The organism is Weissella paramesenteroides ATCC 33313 (assembly GCF_000160575.1).
GTDB lineage: Bacteria > Bacillota > Bacilli > Lactobacillales > Lactobacillaceae > Weissella > Weissella paramesenteroides.
The window spans coordinates 203,083-219,147 of sequence record NZ_GG697132.1 but is presented as its reverse complement, the minus strand read 5'-3'; the positions used below and the strand labels follow the sequence as shown (position 1 = coordinate 219,147).

Below are 16,065 nucleotides of genomic sequence, written 5' to 3'. Positions count from 1 at the left end.
ATAGATCTACTAACCACGGGAGGTTATTAATAATGAAAAAGAAAGTTGCAGTTCTTGTTACTGATTTTGTAGAAGATGTTGAGTATACTGATCCGGTTAAAGCAATTGAAGATGCTGGTCATGATGTGACCACAATTGGTTTTGAAAAAGGAACCGTCACAGGAAAGCATGGGACAAAGATTACCATTGACCAGGCGATTTCTGAAGTAAAGCCAGAGGACTTTGATGCATTATTCATTCCTGGCGGCTTCTCACCTGATCAACTACGTGCTGATCAGCGATTTGTTGATTTCGTCAAATATTTCTTGGCAAAGAACAAGTTAACAGCAAGTATTTGCCATGGCCCACAGCTGATGATTCAAACGGGCTTGGTTCATGGACGCACGATGACATCTTATTTGACGGTCCAGCCTGATTTGTATTATGCTGGGGCACGCATTGAAGATAAGCCGGTGGTAATCGATGGTAATTTGATTACAAGCCGTGAACCTAAGGATTTGCCAGTGTTTAACGATGCGGTTGTTGCGGCACTGGGTTAACGGCGATTAAGACGTTTTACTTTTTATTACGAATTCGTTCTGTTAGAATGACATCATAGCCTACAAGGATTGATTAGTTTTATTCACCAAGGAGGGTTTTATTTAATGACTGAAAAAGATAACAAACCAGAAGAAGTAGAAAAAGATTCTCAAGAAGAGGAATCAACCCCATTTAGTCCACAAAAGGAAGTTAAGGGTAGACCAGCACCGGCCGATTATAAAAAGGCTGATTAATGGTTAGATAATCAATTTTGAATAAAGTAATTTAAATTTTGTTCTGGAAGGAATCGTGAAAACGATTTTTTTCAGAACTTTTTTGTTGGTTGTTATAAATGAAAATAAAATAATTGGGTCAAAATTGCTCGTAATTTCAAACAATTTATTAAGAACCAGTTTGTGAAAGAAAGTTTTTTTAAATTTTATTTGTTAATGACTTTCATTATACAAATTACATAAACAGTAAAAATGTAAAACAATTTCACACGTCGGTATAATGAAAGTTCAATGGCATGCATTAGGACAATATTTTACCTGTGTAGTTATGAAATGGATTCACAAATCAGTTAATAAATTACTGTTTTGTGAACTTTTTAATGATTTAAATTGAATTAAAAATGAACATTGTGAAATTTATTGTTTCGTTGTACGCTGGATGAGTTGTTAGAAAACGCTTACACCACCAACAATCTGAAAAGTCGTCTGTGTGGTTGAGTTATCCAATGGGGGTATTAATATGCAAAAGTATGTACTATCAATTGACGAGGGGACAACAAGTACTCGTGCCGTGATTTATGACAAGCAAGGCAAGATTATTGCATCAGCACAACGTGAAATCACAATGTTCTATCCGGAACCAGGATGGGTTGAGCAAGATGCTAATGAAATCTGGATTGCTGTTCAAGCAGTGATTGCTACAGCCCTAATTCAATCAGGTATTCATCCTAATGATATTGCGGGTGTTGGGATTACTAACCAACGAGAGACAACCATTGTTTGGGATAAGGAAACTGGCTTACCAATTTACAATGCGGTGGTCTGGCAATCACGTCAAACAGCACCAATTGCTGAAAAGTTGATTGCTGATGGTTATCAAGAAATGATTCAAGAGAAAACTGGATTGATTCCAGATGCTTATTTCTCGGCAACTAAAATTCGTTTTATTTTGGATCAAGTCAGCGGTGCTCAAAGTCGAGCAGAACATGGCGAATTACTGTTTGGTACCATCGATACTTGGTTGGTATGGAAATTAACGGGTGGTAAGGTGCACATTACTGACTACACCAATGCTTCTCGTACCATGATGTTTGATATTAAGAACTTAAAATGGGATCAAGAATTATTAGACTTGTTGAACATTCCGGCAAAGATGTTACCAGAGGTTCGCCAGTCTTCAGAAGTTTATGGGACAGCTATTCCGGTCCACTTCTTTGGTGCTGAGGTACCAATTGCGGGAATTGCAGGTGATCAACAGGCATCATTGTTTGGTCAACTGGCTCTTGATAAGGGGGATGTTAAGAATACATACGGTACTGGTGCCTTCGTTGTCATGAATACGGGTGACGAAGCAAAGATTTCAAAGAATGGGCTGTTAACAACCATTGCCTACGGTATTGACGGTAAGGTAACTTATGCGCTTGAAGGTTCAGTCTTTGTTGCTGGTTCAGCATTGCAGTGGTTACGTGACGGCATGCGCGTGATTAAGCAAAGTCCAGAAAGTGAAGATATGGCCAATGCTTCGGCAGATGAAGATGAAGTTTATGTTGTACCAGCCTTTACAGGATTTGGTGCACCTTATTGGGATTCAGAGGCGCGTGGGTCAGTCTTTGGTTTGACCCGTGGCACAACTCGTGAGGATTTTGTGAAGGCAACCTTGCAATCATTGGCTTACCAAAGTCGTGATGTTGTTGATGTTATGCGCAAGGATACTGGTCTGGATATTGCTAAGTTGCACGTTGACGGTGGTGCATCGATGAATAATTACCTCATGCAATTCCAATCAGATTTGTTACAAACAGAAGTATCACGGCCTGCCAATGTTGAAACAACTGCTATGGGATCAGCATTCTTAGCCGGTTTAGCTGTTGGTTTCTGGAAAGACATTGATGAATTAAAGACGATGACCCAACAAGCAACGGCGTTTAAACCAGAGATGTCCGTAGAAGATGCGGAAGAATTGTATGAAGGATGGCAATTGGCTGTTAAAGCTACTCGGGTCTTCAAACCTAAGAAGCGAGGCACGAAGTAATGCGATTTAAGAGTAAACAACGTATCGCAGCTATTCAAAAATTAAAAGATGAAGATTTTGATGTCGTCATTATTGGTGCTGGTATTACAGGTGCTGGTATTGCGCTTCAAGCAGCTGCGTCAGGATTACGCACAGCAATTATTGATATGCAGGATTTTGCTGAAGGAACAAGTAGTCGTTCAACTAAACTGGTACATGGTGGTATTCGTTACCTAAAGACATTTGATGTTGATGTGGTTGCTGACACCGTTTCAGAACGTGCCCGCGTGCAACAGGTTGCACCACATATTCCGCGTCCATCGCATATGTTAATGCCACTTTATGATGAACCTGAAGCAACATTCACGCCGATGGGTGCTGAAATTGCCATGGAAATTTATGATAAGTTGGCCAATGTACCTGATGATAGTCCGTATGTTCATCGGTTGTTGTCAGCCGAAGAAGCCCATGATTATCTACCAATGTTAGATAATGAAGGCTTGGTTGGATTAGCAATTTACCTTGATTATCAGAATAATGATGCACGCTTAACCATTGAAAATATTAAACAAGCCGTGAGTGATGATGCTGTCGCTGTTAGTCATTTAAAAGCTACCGCAGTTGTGGCTGATGGGTCAGAAAAACGAATTAGTGTGGTAGATACTTTTACCAAGGAATTATTTGATATTAAAGGAAAAGTTGTGGTAAATGCGGCCGGTCCTTGGCATGACACGATTACAAAATTTGCGGATGAAACCACCAGCGATGCGATTCGTCCGACAAAGGGTGTGCATTTAGTTATTAATCAGGATCGTTTACCAGTGCCAAATACGGTGTACTTTGATTCTGGTTTCCATGATGGTCGCATGTTATTCGTTATTCCACGTGCCAATAAGACCTACTTTGGGACAACTGATACTGATTATACCGGGGATTATATGCATCCAAAGGTAGAAAAGGCGGATGTTGATTATCTATTAACGGCAATTAATCGTCGGTTCCCTAATGCGCATATTACCATTGATGATGTGCAAGCAAGTTGGGCTGGTTTGCGTCCATTGATCAGTGGTGTCGGTGATTATAACGGCAATACTGCTAAGAAGGTGGCATCGGATGAAAGCTTGCATACCTTAGATGAAAAGCTTGATCAGTATTTTAACCATGAAATTGAACGTCAGGTAGTAGACGAACAATTAGATCATCTGACTGGCTTTAAAAAGAGTACGTCAAGTGTTTCACGTGGTTTCCAAATTAATGTAGAGAATGGCATTGTTAATGTATCAGGTGGTAAGTTAACGGATTATCGTTTGATGGCATCAGAAACGATGACTGCATTAACAAAACTCCTTACTGACAACTTTGATAAAGCAGTGACACCGATTGATTCAACTAAATATCCAGTATCAGGTGGCCATTTTAATCCAAATGATGTTGATGGTGAACTTGCGAAGTATGCGGAAGAATTAGAAAAACATGATGTGAATGAAGTTAAAGCGATGGAGATTGCAAATTTGTATGGCTCTAATACGCCTGAAATCATTGCATACATTGAATCAGGAGTTTCAGCACCTAAACTATCTGTCGCTGAAACAAGTATGTTGCATTACGCCATAGATAAAGAATTTGTTCTACGGCCAATTGATTATTTCTTACGTCGTACGAACTATCTATTATTTAAATCAGAAGATTTAGCACGCATTGAAGAACCTGTGATTGATGAAATGGCTAAGGTATTGGATTGGTCTGATGAGACAAAGCAAGCTATGACAGCAGAATATGTACATTTACGTGATGAAGCGCAATTGAAAGTGCTAAAAGAGGAGTTAAATTAATGACGGGGAGAATTCCTTTAATTGTTGCAAACTGGAAGACCAACAAAAAAGTTGCCGAAGTTTATGATTTCTTACAAGAAATCCAAGGAAAACTGCCAGATCCTAAAAGAGTAAGGGTAGGTATTGCAGCGCAAGATATTTATTTACATGAAATGGTTAAACAGAGTCAAGAGCTGGACATACCAGTCGCTGTGATTTCTGAAAATTTGCACTGGGCTGATGAAGGTTCATATACTGGTGAAACATCACCAGCTGCCTTGGCTGATATTGGTGTGTCAGGATCGATTGTCGGTCACTATGAGCGACGTAAAATGTTTAAGGAAACCAATGGATCAGTGGGACTAAAGGTTACCGCAGCACTACGTAACGAGTTGATACCAATTGTTGCAATTGCTGAAGATACGACACGCTATAACCCGGATGACGAGGATATGGCACCGTTGACAGAGATTGCAGTGGGCTTAGCAGGTGTTGATAAACAAAGGGCGGAAAATATTGTGGTTGCTTACGAGCCAGCTTGGGCAATTGGCGCAAGTGAGACGCCATCACTAGAAGTAATCGAACACTCTGCTAGGGTTATTCGTCAGTCATTAGCTATCTTGTTTACACAAGAAGTCGCTGATAAAATTCGCATCCAATATGGTGGGTCAGTCACGCCAGAAAATTCGAAAGAAATTCTTGGCTTAGCAGATATTGATGGGTTGTTAATTGGTCGCGCATCACTAGAACCAGCTGCATTCTTGCAAATGGTTAATGATGCAATTGAGGGGTAAAAAAAGTGAAAAAGAAGATTTTTGGGGAAGTTTTTGGAACAGCATTGTTGGTGTTTTTTGGACCTGCTTTAGTCGTTATGGGTGGATATAATGACTTATTAGGACCTTCAATTGGTTGGGGTGTTTCACTAGCCGTCTTGGTTTATGCTTTTGGACCATTGTCTGGGGCACACTTTAATCCAGCTGTGACATTGATGATGTTTTTAACAAAGCAAATGAAGGCGGCTGAAGCAGTTGTCTATGTTATTGCACAATTAGTCGGTGGTCTTATTGGTGGATTGTTTTTGACTTTAACTTACAAGGCTTACCTCAAAGGGGCAGGCTTAAGCTGGTCAACAGAAGTAGCTAAGAATAATCTGAATGGTACGGTATTTCCTAATATATCTGCCGGTATGGCTTTTCTGGTCGAGGTAGTTTTGACCACAGTATTGTTAGTTGTTATCTTGGTATTAAACAATGAAAAGACGAAATCATATAACTTGCAAGCACCAATTGCAGTGGGACTAACAATTGCTATTTTGGTCTTTGCTGCGGGTAACTTAACTGGTGCATCAATGAATCCAGTGCGTTCATTATACCCAGCATTATTTGCTGGTGGGTTGCCAATGCAAGATTTGTGGGTCTACCTCACAGCACCATTTGTTGGATCAATTGTTGGGGCATTGATCGATCGTTTTATTATGAATGATTAGTGGGTTGTGTTTTGAAGTATTAGAAAAGTAGATATTTAAATATATTTTGTTAATTAAAGGCCTGTTTCTGATTTGTACTCGGAAACAGGCTTTTTAATTAGTGCGTGATTAGAATCTATAATTTAAAATTCATTAAAATATACTAATTATATAATATATAATGGGAAACATTATCATTAATAATGTACATGATGTTGAGGTGTACATATAAAGAGCGTAGGCAGTAAAGTAATCAAAAGAATGAAAAATGAGCGCCATGAAATCGTCTTCTTTAGATGCTTTTCTTTTTCTGACATAAAAGTGCCTTTTAAGGATTGGATTATTAAAAATGTGACCACATAAAAAGTTCAAAATCCCTAAGATCTAAAATATAAAATGATATATACGTTCAAAGCATGATCTAAAACAAATTGTTAGTACTAATCATTTGTACCTTTCCATAATAGTTCATATGCTACTTGCTGGGTTTCATTTTCAGTATACTTTGATTTGAATACAAAGCCATTCTGCTTATAAAATCTCACTGCCTTTTGGTTTTTTTCGTAAACCGACAAGATCAATTCATTCTTTTCTTTTTTGACTTTATCTAATAACTCTCTACCGACGCCATTATTACGTGCTTTTTTCTTTACAAAAATACCTGCAATATAACTTTTATCTAGGCCTAAAAAACCAATTATTTCACTATTTTGATAGAAAACATAAATATCGGCTTTAGGTAAGGTATTTTTAACGAAATCATAGTTATTCAACCAGTAATTTCTGGAAATAAAATTGTGAGCTTCAATATTACTATTCAACCAAATATCTAGTATTTGATCCAATTGTTGCTTATTTATCTTGGTTAATTTTTTAATCAATTTAATACTATTCCTCTCAATTAAGGTTAAAAAGTTGCCTCTTGGATTGGGTGTACTGGGTTCGAAATCTATTTCGGATATAACTAACTTTTTAACTGATCGGCAAGGTGATCTACAATCTGGTGCAGAATAGGTCTATTTTAAATAGATACTCATTGCTTGTTCCTTGATTTCTCCTAGCTTTGACTTATCTATTCTAGGATTTCCAATTGTTTTGAATCTCATTTTTTATAGAAGCATATAGCGGGCATATTATTATAAAGCACCCATAGAAAAACAGAATGGTAACCATGTTGCCTTAAGTCATTTAATGCCTGTTTTAGAAGTTGTGAACCAGCTCCTATATGTTGGTTTTCAGGATCGATATATATTGAATATACCTCACCGTAGTTCGAGAACATATCGGATCTCGATGGTCCAAAGCTACAAACACCAATTATCTTTAAATCGTTTTCTGCAATAAGGGTATTTTGCCATCTTTTTTGTGGTGACCAAGTATGTTCGTTTAATTGCGTAAGTAAATTTTGTGGCAATAAATTTTTATAAGCACTTTTCCAAGTTTTTAAATATAGCTTGGAAATTTCAGAAAAGTTTTCGCTTTTTCGACATGGCCTAATAGTTATGCTTTTAGTCATTGAAACTCACTGCATCCTCCATAAAAACACAGCTAATTTGTTTTCAGAATAATTTTATCTATTGTTTTTTGAGTCAATTAAATTCATGATCAAGCTCATCATTGCGGCTATGAAGATAGCTACGGCACCGGTAACAATGAAAGACGTATAATTAACGTAACTACCATCAAAGAACATTTCAACTGAAAGATAGGTAAATGTTACTAGAAAGGCAGCAAAAACTCTGACATACTTAGAATGAAATAACTTGGTTATTATCCAAGAAACCAAGTAGAATCCAGCAATGAAAAATACTGAATCAATGTCATTAAATATTGGACGACGTTGAATGACATTTAGCAGTATTTTAAATAGAGCCATTAAAAATGTTAAAAAGAGTAAAAAATACAAGGGATTATTTTTCAATAAATTATCAAATTTTTTCATGCATGTTCACCCTCTTTCCATGTTTTAACCTAATTACTTTGACCCTAAGTATCATAAAAAATAGCTAATTATGCAAATAATGTGTTCACGTGGGACACTGATGAGGTTTAGAAGTTTACTGGAACAGCAATTAATAAAATTTATTACAAATAAATTCCCCCATTAACTTCCGGATGGTTAATGGGGGAATTTTTATCAAGAATTGAAAAGGGCAAATACTAATTAATGCACAGACCGCCTATTATAAAACTACTTTGTAATTACTAAGCTTGACGAGATAACCCCCACCAATTTGGTATTAATTTTTCTAAAGTAGTGGTCTCTTTATTTTCGTAATCGACTAATATTTCGGTGTCTTTGTTTTTTGAATCCAGTTGCATTAGAAATTCGCGACAAGCACCGCAAGGTAGACTATTATTTTCGTCTGCAACAGGTGCCTTGTCTCTAAAAGCGATTAGTCGTTTGATATGAGTTTGACCACTGTTAGTGTACATATTAAGTGCTGCTACTCGCTCTGCGCATAAGTTACAAACACCACTACAACTTTCGATACAAAAGCCGGTAAAAATTTCACCATTTTCGGCTTCAATGGCACTAACAACATTGTGTGCGTAAATAAATGGTGTGACATCCTCTGGATGGTATTCTTTCTTTGCTGCTGTATACATTTGTTCCCATATATCCATTACGATTTCCCCGCTAAATAAAAATATTTTTCTAACAACTCAAATGATTCTTCTATAATGTTAGTTAATCATGATTTTATCATAATAAAAAATACATGGTTCCCCGTAGTATCAATACTAGGGGATTTTTTGTCTGCATAATCTTTATTAGTTAATTATTCGCTTGTAATGGTAACCAAGCAAAAACTTTTTTAATTTCATCATCCCAGAAAAACCAATCATGATCGCCAGGTGTGACTGAGTATGTTTCATTGATGTCTAATGAATTCATGAAACTTGTGAAATTATCATTGGCAACACGCATAAAATCTTGATCACCAATTGATCGATACCACTGCATTGATTGTAATTGTTCCTTTGGTGCAGTCAGTGCCAAATCTTCTAGATAGCTTTCAGGTAATTTTGGACCAAACACACGTGAAATATCAGACATAATCGGAATGATATCGCGCAAATCAACAGCAGGAGATAATGCGGCAACTGCACTAAACCACTCGGGATGACTGAAAGCCAACTTTAATGCGCCAAAACCACCCATAGAATTTCCCACCACAAAGTTTTGTTCACGTGAAGTGCTTAGCGGGAACATATGGCGTATTTCTGGCATAAATTCTTCAGTTAAATAAGTCCAATATGGTAAACCATTGGCTTCATCCATGTAAAAACTGCGATTAACATTTGGCATAATCACTGCAACTTGATATTGCATGGCAAGATTTTCAATACTTGTAAAACGTTCCCAACAGGTACCGTTTTCTCCTAGTCCATGCAGTAACCAAATGGTAGGTAAGGGTTTGTTTGGTATGACATCTGGCAAGATAACACTAGCTTTTAAGTGTTCCTGTAAAGTTGTTGAAAAACGTGTGATGTGAATTAAAGACATTATTTTTCCCCCTAAAAATAATTTAATTGTATTTAGAAATAAACGATGGTTCGTTTTATTCAGAATAGTAGACGTTCGCTTTGATATTTTGACGATGATTACCAAAGTGTTCACCGAAAAGTGTTAGACCACCATAAGTATCTTTTTCGATTGGCAAAACGGACATTTTTAAAGCTAATCGTTTGCTGTCTGATAAATGTAAATCACTGATTTTAACATCTGAAATGCTCTTACTATCAACAGAAGTATCCAGTTCGCCAATTCGAAGATGTTTAAGTAGACCATATTGACTAAATTTTTCGGGCCACCAGTCAGGTGTGTAATTTCCTTGCACATCAGAATAATTACCTGGCAATTCAGTTTCACCAACAAAGGTATCGTTGATCCAAAAGCCGATTTTAGAATGCCAATTATTATTAGATAGTGGGAATTCACTCGCCATTTCTAACTCAAATTCAATCATCTCAATTTTACCGTCCTCAGGTAGCTCGTTTGGAATAATATATTCAATTGTTCCTTGTGTGAACCACAAGATTTGTGATCGAAAGCGTTCGACAGAGAAAAACGCATTGACGTCATCCATGCTTGAAATTAGTGCGTTTTCAGAGGCTAAACCACAAGATGGCATGACTTGATTAATGGCAAAGTAGTTACCAATAGGAATGTCATAAGTTTTTTTATAATACTCTGGGAATATTTTTTGTGGAAAATGGATATTAATCTGATCAATATTCATAGTGGGGTAGCTTTTTCGATTATCAGCATCCTTCTTAAAACTAATAATGTTGGCTTTTTCTAAAATGTGTAAATTTTTAGAGATAGCCGCTTTACTGATATTCATTCTTTGGGCTAATTCTGTTGCGGTAATTGTTTCGCTCGAAATGATTTCAAGGATTTCTAGTCTAACCTCAGAATCTAAGGCTTGATACACGCGCAAAGAATTTGGACTGATATCGATGTCCATGTTATTGCCTCCGTTATAAAATCAGTTAACTTTTGCGTTAATTATTATAAAGCTGATTATCCGTCTAAAGTCGATAGTTGTCAATATAATTAACCGCTTTCAATACTGTTTCAATAGTATTGACAGCGCTTTCATAAAGCGTGATAATTCAGTCATTGGGATGGTTAATAATAATGTTAATCATTTAACAATGTAGATTTATTAAGAGGGGTTATTTATGAAAAAGGCACAAATTTTTGGGGCAACAATTGCATCATTTTGCCTATCATTTGGGCTAACAGAAGTGTTTAATCCAGTAATTCATGCAGATTCCAATAAAGAAATTGTTTTTTGGAATCCATTCACTGGGCCGGATGGTACAAGTATGCAAAAGTTAGTGAATCAATATAATAAGACGAATCCTGAGTACAAGGTGAAGAATGTTTCACTGACTGAATCAGATATGTATTCAAAGATTCCGACGATTGTTAATTCTAAGAAGGGGGTTCCCGATCTACAAATTGTTCACGTAGAGCGTATTAAGGATTATGTGCATAATGGGTTACTCGATGATTACAATCCTTACTTAGGTGATTTTTCTGATATTAATAAATCAAACTATGTACCTGAAGCATGGGAAAACGGTGCCTACCAGGGCAAAAGATATGGTGTGCCGCTAGACATACATACAACCTTCATGTATTACAACAAAAGTTTAGTCAAAAAGTATGCACCACATGCACTTGATGACAATATTGTGACTTTTGATGAAATTAAAGCGGCTGGTGAGAAGTCACAAAAAGATGGCATCACTGGTCTAGGGTTAACATGGTGGAAGCCAAGTTTCTTATCACTGTATGGGCAACTAGGTGGTGAACTAACAAAGGATGGTAAGAATCCGAATTTAGATAATAAAAAATCGCGACAGGTTATCCAATTATACAAGGGATTACATGATCAGAAGGTGACATCTCAAGATGGTCAAGATCCAATGCAATTGTTCTTAACGAACAAAGAAATCTTCTTCCCAGAAGGTATTTGGATGAATAATCAAATTAAAGAATCTGATGTCAAATATGGGGTAACGAACGCACCACAATTATCAGATGATCCTGACAAAATGGTTAACTGGTCATCAAGTCACCAATTTGTGTTATTAAAGCAACCTAAGCGTGATAAAGCAAAGACTGAAGCGACATTACAGTTTATTAGCTGGGTACGTACACATTCATTAGAGTGGGCAAAGGCTGGTCAAAATCCAGCAACATTGGCTATTACTAAGGATAAAGAATATCAAAAGATGCAACAATCATTCTTGTTGACTGATAAGACTGAGCAAAAATCATTACGGATATTTAATTATCGTTATAACGGTTACTTAGCTGATTACTTAGATCGATATGCTTATGATGCCGTCTTTGGCAAGACAAGTATTTCAAGTTATTTGAATAAGCTACAAAATACTGTACAAGACGAAGTTGATGCACAAATGGCAGATTAGTCAAAATATATTGATAGGAGTGAAACACAAATGGCAGATATTCCTTTTAAGTCGGGAAGTACTAGTACGGATCGCAAAAAGTCGCGGCGCTCTCATGGGAAAAGCCTTCCGATATTGTATTTGCTACCGCATTTAGTTATTTTCACAGTATTCTTTTTTGTCCCATTGATTTTTGGAATCTATGTTGCGTTTACGAAATGGGATTTAGTTCGCACACCTGTATTCGTTGGTTTTGATAATTTCAAAACGATATTGTTCTCAAATTCAATATTTCATGACCAATTAACGAGTGGTTTATGGCACACGATTTTGTTCGTGTTGATTTCGGTACCATTCTGTATTTTAGTACCACTGCTATTGGCGGTTGTGCTAAATACAAAACCAGCATTCGCAAAATTCTTCCAAGGGTTGTTCTACTTACCAAGTCTATTTTCAATCTCAGCGGTTGTTATTGTTTGGTCACTAATCTTCAACCCTAACTATGGTCCATTGAATACACTATTCCATTTGAACCAAGTTTGGACAGGAACACAACCCTGGGCATGGATGACGATTGTTATTTTGACTGTCTGGTGGACAATCGGTGGCAATATGATTATTTACCAAGCAGCCTTAAATGGTATTCCACAAGATTACTATGAAGCAGCAGATATTGATGGTGCCTCACGTTGGAAGAAATTTATTCACATCACGTTACCAAGTATTCGTGGACAATTGTTATTTACGATTGTGACAACAACCATTTCACAGTTTAACATTTATGGACAACCACTAATGATGACCAACGGTGGACCAAACGGATCAACGACTGTATTGATGATGAATGTGCAACAAAACGCCTTTGGATCTGGACAATCGTTAGCTGGTATCTCATCAGCTATGGCGGTCATCCTAGGTATCTGTATAACAATCGTTTCAATGGTTCAACTATTTCTTCTAAGAAATAAAGATTAATGCGGGAAGGTGAGAAAATCATGAAAAATAAGAAACAAGGGTCAGTTCAGTGGTTATCGCTCATTTTCCTAATTGTATTAGGAATTGTTTGGGTGACACCATTATTGTATGGTGTCATGTCATCATTCAAGAGTAACCTTGAAATGCAATCAGTTGGGTTTAAGTTTTTGCCCATTCACTGGATATTTACTAACTACACACGTTTACTAGAAAACACAGCTAATACACCAGTCTTTCGCTGGTTCTTAAACTCAATTGTTATTTCTGGTGGGTCAACGATTTTGGTATTAGTCGTCACATCACTTTCGGCATTTGCGTTTTCACGCTTACGCTTCCGTGGGCGCAACGCCTTGTTCATGTTCCTACTATCAACAATGATGTTCCCAGCAGTCATGAACATTATTCCACTATACAAAATTATGACAACATTGGGTTGGGCAAACACCCCATGGGCGATGATTTTTCCAGCAGCGACAGGGGTATTTAATATCTTCCTAATTCGACAATTTATGGATAACATCCCCATTGCGTATGATGAAGCCGCACGAATTGATGGTGCCAGTGATTGGCAAATCTTTAGAATTGTTATTCTGCCATTGATTAAACCAGTTTTGTTCGTGGTTGCGCTATTTACCTTTACGGGAACATGGAATGACTTCCTATGGCCATCAATTGTGTTCTCAGACATTAACAAGATGCCAATTACGCCAGGACTAAAGTTATTGCAAGGTATGTACGTTGCGGATATTCCAACCTTGATGGCAGGTGCTATTATTGCGATCATTCCAACGTTCATCCTATATTTGGTTGCACAGAAGTACTTCTTGCAATCAATGTCCTTGTCAGTAGGTGTGAAAGGATAGTAGTTAAATATGTTAGATAAGAAATGGGATAAAAGATTATTGATTATTTGTGCAGCTTGGCAATTTATCGATGGCGCAATCACGATTGTTTTAGGCTTTTTGAATATGACAAAAATGAATGACATCGATAAATTGGTACCAATTAGTTCATTTAATGGCCTGATTGGCACGATGTTCATCTTAGCTGGATTAACGAATTTATTAATTGCCTATTATTTCTTGCCACAAAAAGAAATTAACAAGTGGATCATGCCAATTCTAGTGACTGAAATTATTATTTCATACTTCTGTATGGATATTATTGCAGTCGGTACCTTGGTGCCAGCCACAATTATCATTAGTTTAAAGAAAAAAAGACAAAGTTTAGCAAATACGCAGTAAAAGAAAGCGAGAAAAAGTATGTACCGTACAGAATATCCTGAACCGCAATTTCAAAGAGAGCATTGGTTAAATTTAAATGGTACTTGGCAGTTTGCCTTTGATGACCAAGATTTAGGTGTTAAAGAAGATTGGTACCAACAACATGATTTTAACCAGACAATTGAAGTGCCATTTGCTTATCAAACGAAGTTGAGTGGTATCGACGATCAAAGTGAACATAGTGTTGTTTGGTACCAACGTCACTTTACCGTAGATGCTTCAGCTGATGAGGCAACGATCTTGCATTTTGGAGCCGTTGATTTTGAAACAGATGTTTGGGTTGATGAGCAACACATTGGTACGCATGTGGGTGGACATACTAGTTTCTCTTTTGATATCACTGACCATGTTAAGGCTGGTGAAGATCATGTCTTAACGGTTCGTGCTAAAGATCCGGTTCGTGATGAAGAGCTTACGCGCGGCAAGCAAAATTGGACAGGCGAAAGTGCTGGTATTTGGTATACCAATACTACCGGTATTTGGCAGACTGTTTGGCTAGAAATGAAGCCATTAACTAATTTGACAACAGTTAAATATGTGACGGATATCGATAAAGGCAATGTCAAAATGACTGGTGAGATTGCTAACTTTATCCCTGGTACACAAGTTGTTGCTGATATTAAATTTAAAGACCAACAATTAGCTAAAGTTGCTATTTATCCGGAAGAAAGTTCATTTGAGTTAAGTGTTAATGTGTTGGGCAAACATATTTTCCGGCAAGGATATCACAATGAAGGCTGGTTATGGTCACCAGAACATCCTAATTTGTTTACTGTTGATTTTGAAACGACAGCACCAGATGCACAAACAGACCACGTGTCATCATACTTTGGTATGCGTAAGATTCATACGTCAAAGGGGATGGTTTACTTAAACAACCGCCCTTATTACCAAAAATTAGTTTTGGACCAAGGTTATTGGCCAGATGGTTTGCTAACTGCACCAAATGATGAAGCATTCAAAAAGGATATTACGTTAGCGAAGGAAATGGGCTTTAATGGGGCAAGATTACATCAAAAAGTTGAAGACCCTCGTTTCCTATATTGGGCAGATCAACTAGGATTTATTACTTGGGGTGAATGTGCGGCAGCGCCGGTCTTCACGCCTAAGGCTGAGACGACCTTGTATCAAGAATGGTTAGAGATTATCGAAAGAGATTATAACCATCCATCAATTTTGACTTGGGTACCAGTTAATGAAAGCTGGGGTGTGCCACAGGTACACATTGATCGACAACAACAACACTTCACACAAGCTTTGTATCATATGATTCATTCATTAGATTCTACTCGACTTGTACAATCTAATGATGGTTGGGCACAAACAGAAACTGATATTTGTGCCGTTCACAATTATGCGCATGGTACGAAAGATGATTTGGAAACGTATGATTATTACACTGAAACATTAAGTTCATGGGAGAAAATCATTCGTAACCCACCAGTATGGGATATTTTCGCTGATGGTTTCACTTACAAAGGACAACCAATCCTACTCACTGAATTTGGTGGGATTGGTTACAACAAGCAAGCACCTTCAGAAGGCTGGGGTTACACCGGGGCAAAGTCTGATGAAGAGTTCGTGAGTGAGTATCAAAGAATTATGCATGCTGTCAGCCAATCGCATTGCTTGTATGGCATTGTCTATACGCAACTGGCTGATACAGAACAAGAAGTTAACGGGCTATTAACGGTTGATCACGAACCGAAAGTCAATCCAGCAATCATCAAAAAAGCAAATGACTTTTTCATTCGTTCATTTGTTGAAACGCCACAAAAGGATCAAGAAATCGTTGATATTCTAGAAGACAATTTGGACTAAGACAAAGGGTTTA

At 37.3% G+C, this 16,065-nt stretch carries 17 protein-coding genes; 11 read left to right on the top strand and 6 right to left on the bottom strand.

Annotation, left to right across the window (positions count from 1 at the left end; genetic code table 11):
- The first annotated feature begins 32 nt into the window (after window positions 1–32).
- From HMPREF0877_RS07910 to HMPREF0877_RS07890, 6 genes are all read left to right on the top strand, one after another.
- Window positions 33–539, top strand: coding sequence for a type 1 glutamine amidotransferase domain-containing protein (locus HMPREF0877_RS07910; protein ID WP_040761016.1), 507 nt, complete (start codon window positions 33–35; stop codon window positions 537–539).
- A gap of 105 nt (window positions 540–644) precedes the next feature.
- Window positions 645–773 (top strand): hypothetical protein, encoded by a 129-nt coding sequence (locus tag HMPREF0877_RS10445; RefSeq protein ID WP_002828812.1) that lies wholly within the window; start codon window positions 645–647, stop codon window positions 771–773.
- A 499-nt stretch (window positions 774–1,272) separates the two neighbouring features.
- The gene (glpK, locus tag HMPREF0877_RS07905; protein WP_040761015.1) at window positions 1,273–2,784 is read left to right on the top strand and encodes a glycerol kinase GlpK; all 1,512 of its coding nucleotides are present in this window, start codon (window positions 1,273–1,275) and stop codon (window positions 2,782–2,784) included.
- Window positions 2,784–4,595 carry an FAD-dependent oxidoreductase gene (locus HMPREF0877_RS07900; protein ID WP_002828808.1) on the top strand — a complete coding sequence of 604 codons (1,812 nt, stop codon included), beginning with the start codon at window positions 2,784–2,786 and terminating at the stop codon, window positions 4,593–4,595. Before glpK ends, HMPREF0877_RS07900 begins: the two co-directional genes overlap by 1 nt.
- Window positions 4,595–5,368, top strand: a complete 774-nt coding sequence (gene tpiA, locus HMPREF0877_RS07895; protein WP_002828807.1) for a triose-phosphate isomerase — start codon at window positions 4,595–4,597, stop codon at window positions 5,366–5,368. Before HMPREF0877_RS07900 ends, tpiA begins: the two co-directional genes overlap by 1 nt.
- Before the next feature lie 5 nt (window positions 5,369–5,373).
- Window positions 5,374–6,060, top strand: coding sequence for an MIP/aquaporin family protein (locus HMPREF0877_RS07890; RefSeq protein ID WP_002828806.1), 687 nt, complete (start codon window positions 5,374–5,376; stop codon window positions 6,058–6,060).
- A gap of 419 nt (window positions 6,061–6,479) precedes the next feature.
- Here the strand turns inward: HMPREF0877_RS07890 and HMPREF0877_RS07885 are convergent, their stop codons facing one another.
- From HMPREF0877_RS07885 to HMPREF0877_RS07860, 6 genes are all read right to left on the bottom strand, one after another.
- On the bottom strand, window positions 6,480–6,920 hold the full coding sequence (locus tag HMPREF0877_RS07885; protein ID WP_002828805.1) for a GNAT family N-acetyltransferase: 441 nt from the start codon (window positions 6,918–6,920) through the stop codon (window positions 6,480–6,482).
- A gap of 221 nt (window positions 6,921–7,141) precedes the next feature.
- Window positions 7,142–7,555: a GNAT family N-acetyltransferase gene (locus HMPREF0877_RS07880; RefSeq protein ID WP_002828804.1), complete on the bottom strand. Its 414-nt coding sequence runs from the start codon at window positions 7,553–7,555 to the stop codon at window positions 7,142–7,144.
- 54 nt (window positions 7,556–7,609) lie between these two features.
- Window positions 7,610–7,981, bottom strand: coding sequence for a hypothetical protein (locus tag HMPREF0877_RS07875; protein ID WP_002828803.1), 372 nt, complete (start codon window positions 7,979–7,981; stop codon window positions 7,610–7,612).
- Between the two features lie 263 nt (window positions 7,982–8,244).
- Window positions 8,245–8,667 carry a cytidine deaminase family protein gene (locus HMPREF0877_RS07870; RefSeq protein WP_002828802.1) on the bottom strand — a complete coding sequence of 141 codons (423 nt, stop codon included), beginning with the start codon at window positions 8,665–8,667 and terminating at the stop codon, window positions 8,245–8,247.
- A 151-nt stretch (window positions 8,668–8,818) separates the two neighbouring features.
- The gene (locus tag HMPREF0877_RS07865) at window positions 8,819–9,550 is read right to left on the bottom strand and encodes an alpha/beta hydrolase (protein ID WP_002828801.1); all 732 of its coding nucleotides are present in this window, start codon (window positions 9,548–9,550) and stop codon (window positions 8,819–8,821) included.
- 55 nt (window positions 9,551–9,605) lie between these two features.
- Window positions 9,606–10,514, bottom strand: coding sequence for an ArsR/SmtB family transcription factor (locus HMPREF0877_RS07860; RefSeq protein ID WP_002828800.1), 909 nt, complete (start codon window positions 10,512–10,514; stop codon window positions 9,606–9,608).
- 217 nt (window positions 10,515–10,731) lie between these two features.
- Between HMPREF0877_RS07860 and HMPREF0877_RS07855 the strand changes: the two genes are divergently transcribed.
- The 5 genes from HMPREF0877_RS07855 to HMPREF0877_RS07835 are packed head-to-tail and all read left to right on the top strand — an operon-like array spanning window position 10,732 to window position 16,052.
- A complete protein-coding gene (locus tag HMPREF0877_RS07855; RefSeq protein WP_002828799.1) occupies window positions 10,732–11,994 on the top strand; it encodes an extracellular solute-binding protein in 1,263 nt (420 codons plus the stop codon).
- A gap of 30 nt (window positions 11,995–12,024) precedes the next feature.
- On the top strand, window positions 12,025–12,948 hold the full coding sequence (locus HMPREF0877_RS07850) for a carbohydrate ABC transporter permease (protein WP_002828798.1): 924 nt from the start codon (window positions 12,025–12,027) through the stop codon (window positions 12,946–12,948).
- Window positions 12,949–12,968: 20 nt separating this feature from the next.
- Complete coding sequence (locus HMPREF0877_RS07845; RefSeq protein ID WP_040761081.1) at window positions 12,969–13,811, top strand: carbohydrate ABC transporter permease; 843 nt, start codon at window positions 12,969–12,971, stop codon at window positions 13,809–13,811.
- Between the two features lie 9 nt (window positions 13,812–13,820).
- Window positions 13,821–14,192, top strand: coding sequence for a hypothetical protein (locus HMPREF0877_RS07840; protein ID WP_002828795.1), 372 nt, complete (start codon window positions 13,821–13,823; stop codon window positions 14,190–14,192).
- 18 nt (window positions 14,193–14,210) lie between these two features.
- Entirely contained in the window at window positions 14,211–16,052 is a 1,842-nt protein-coding gene (locus HMPREF0877_RS07835) for a glycoside hydrolase family 2 protein (protein ID WP_002828793.1), read from the top strand.
- Window positions 16,053–16,065 lie beyond the last annotated feature (13 nt).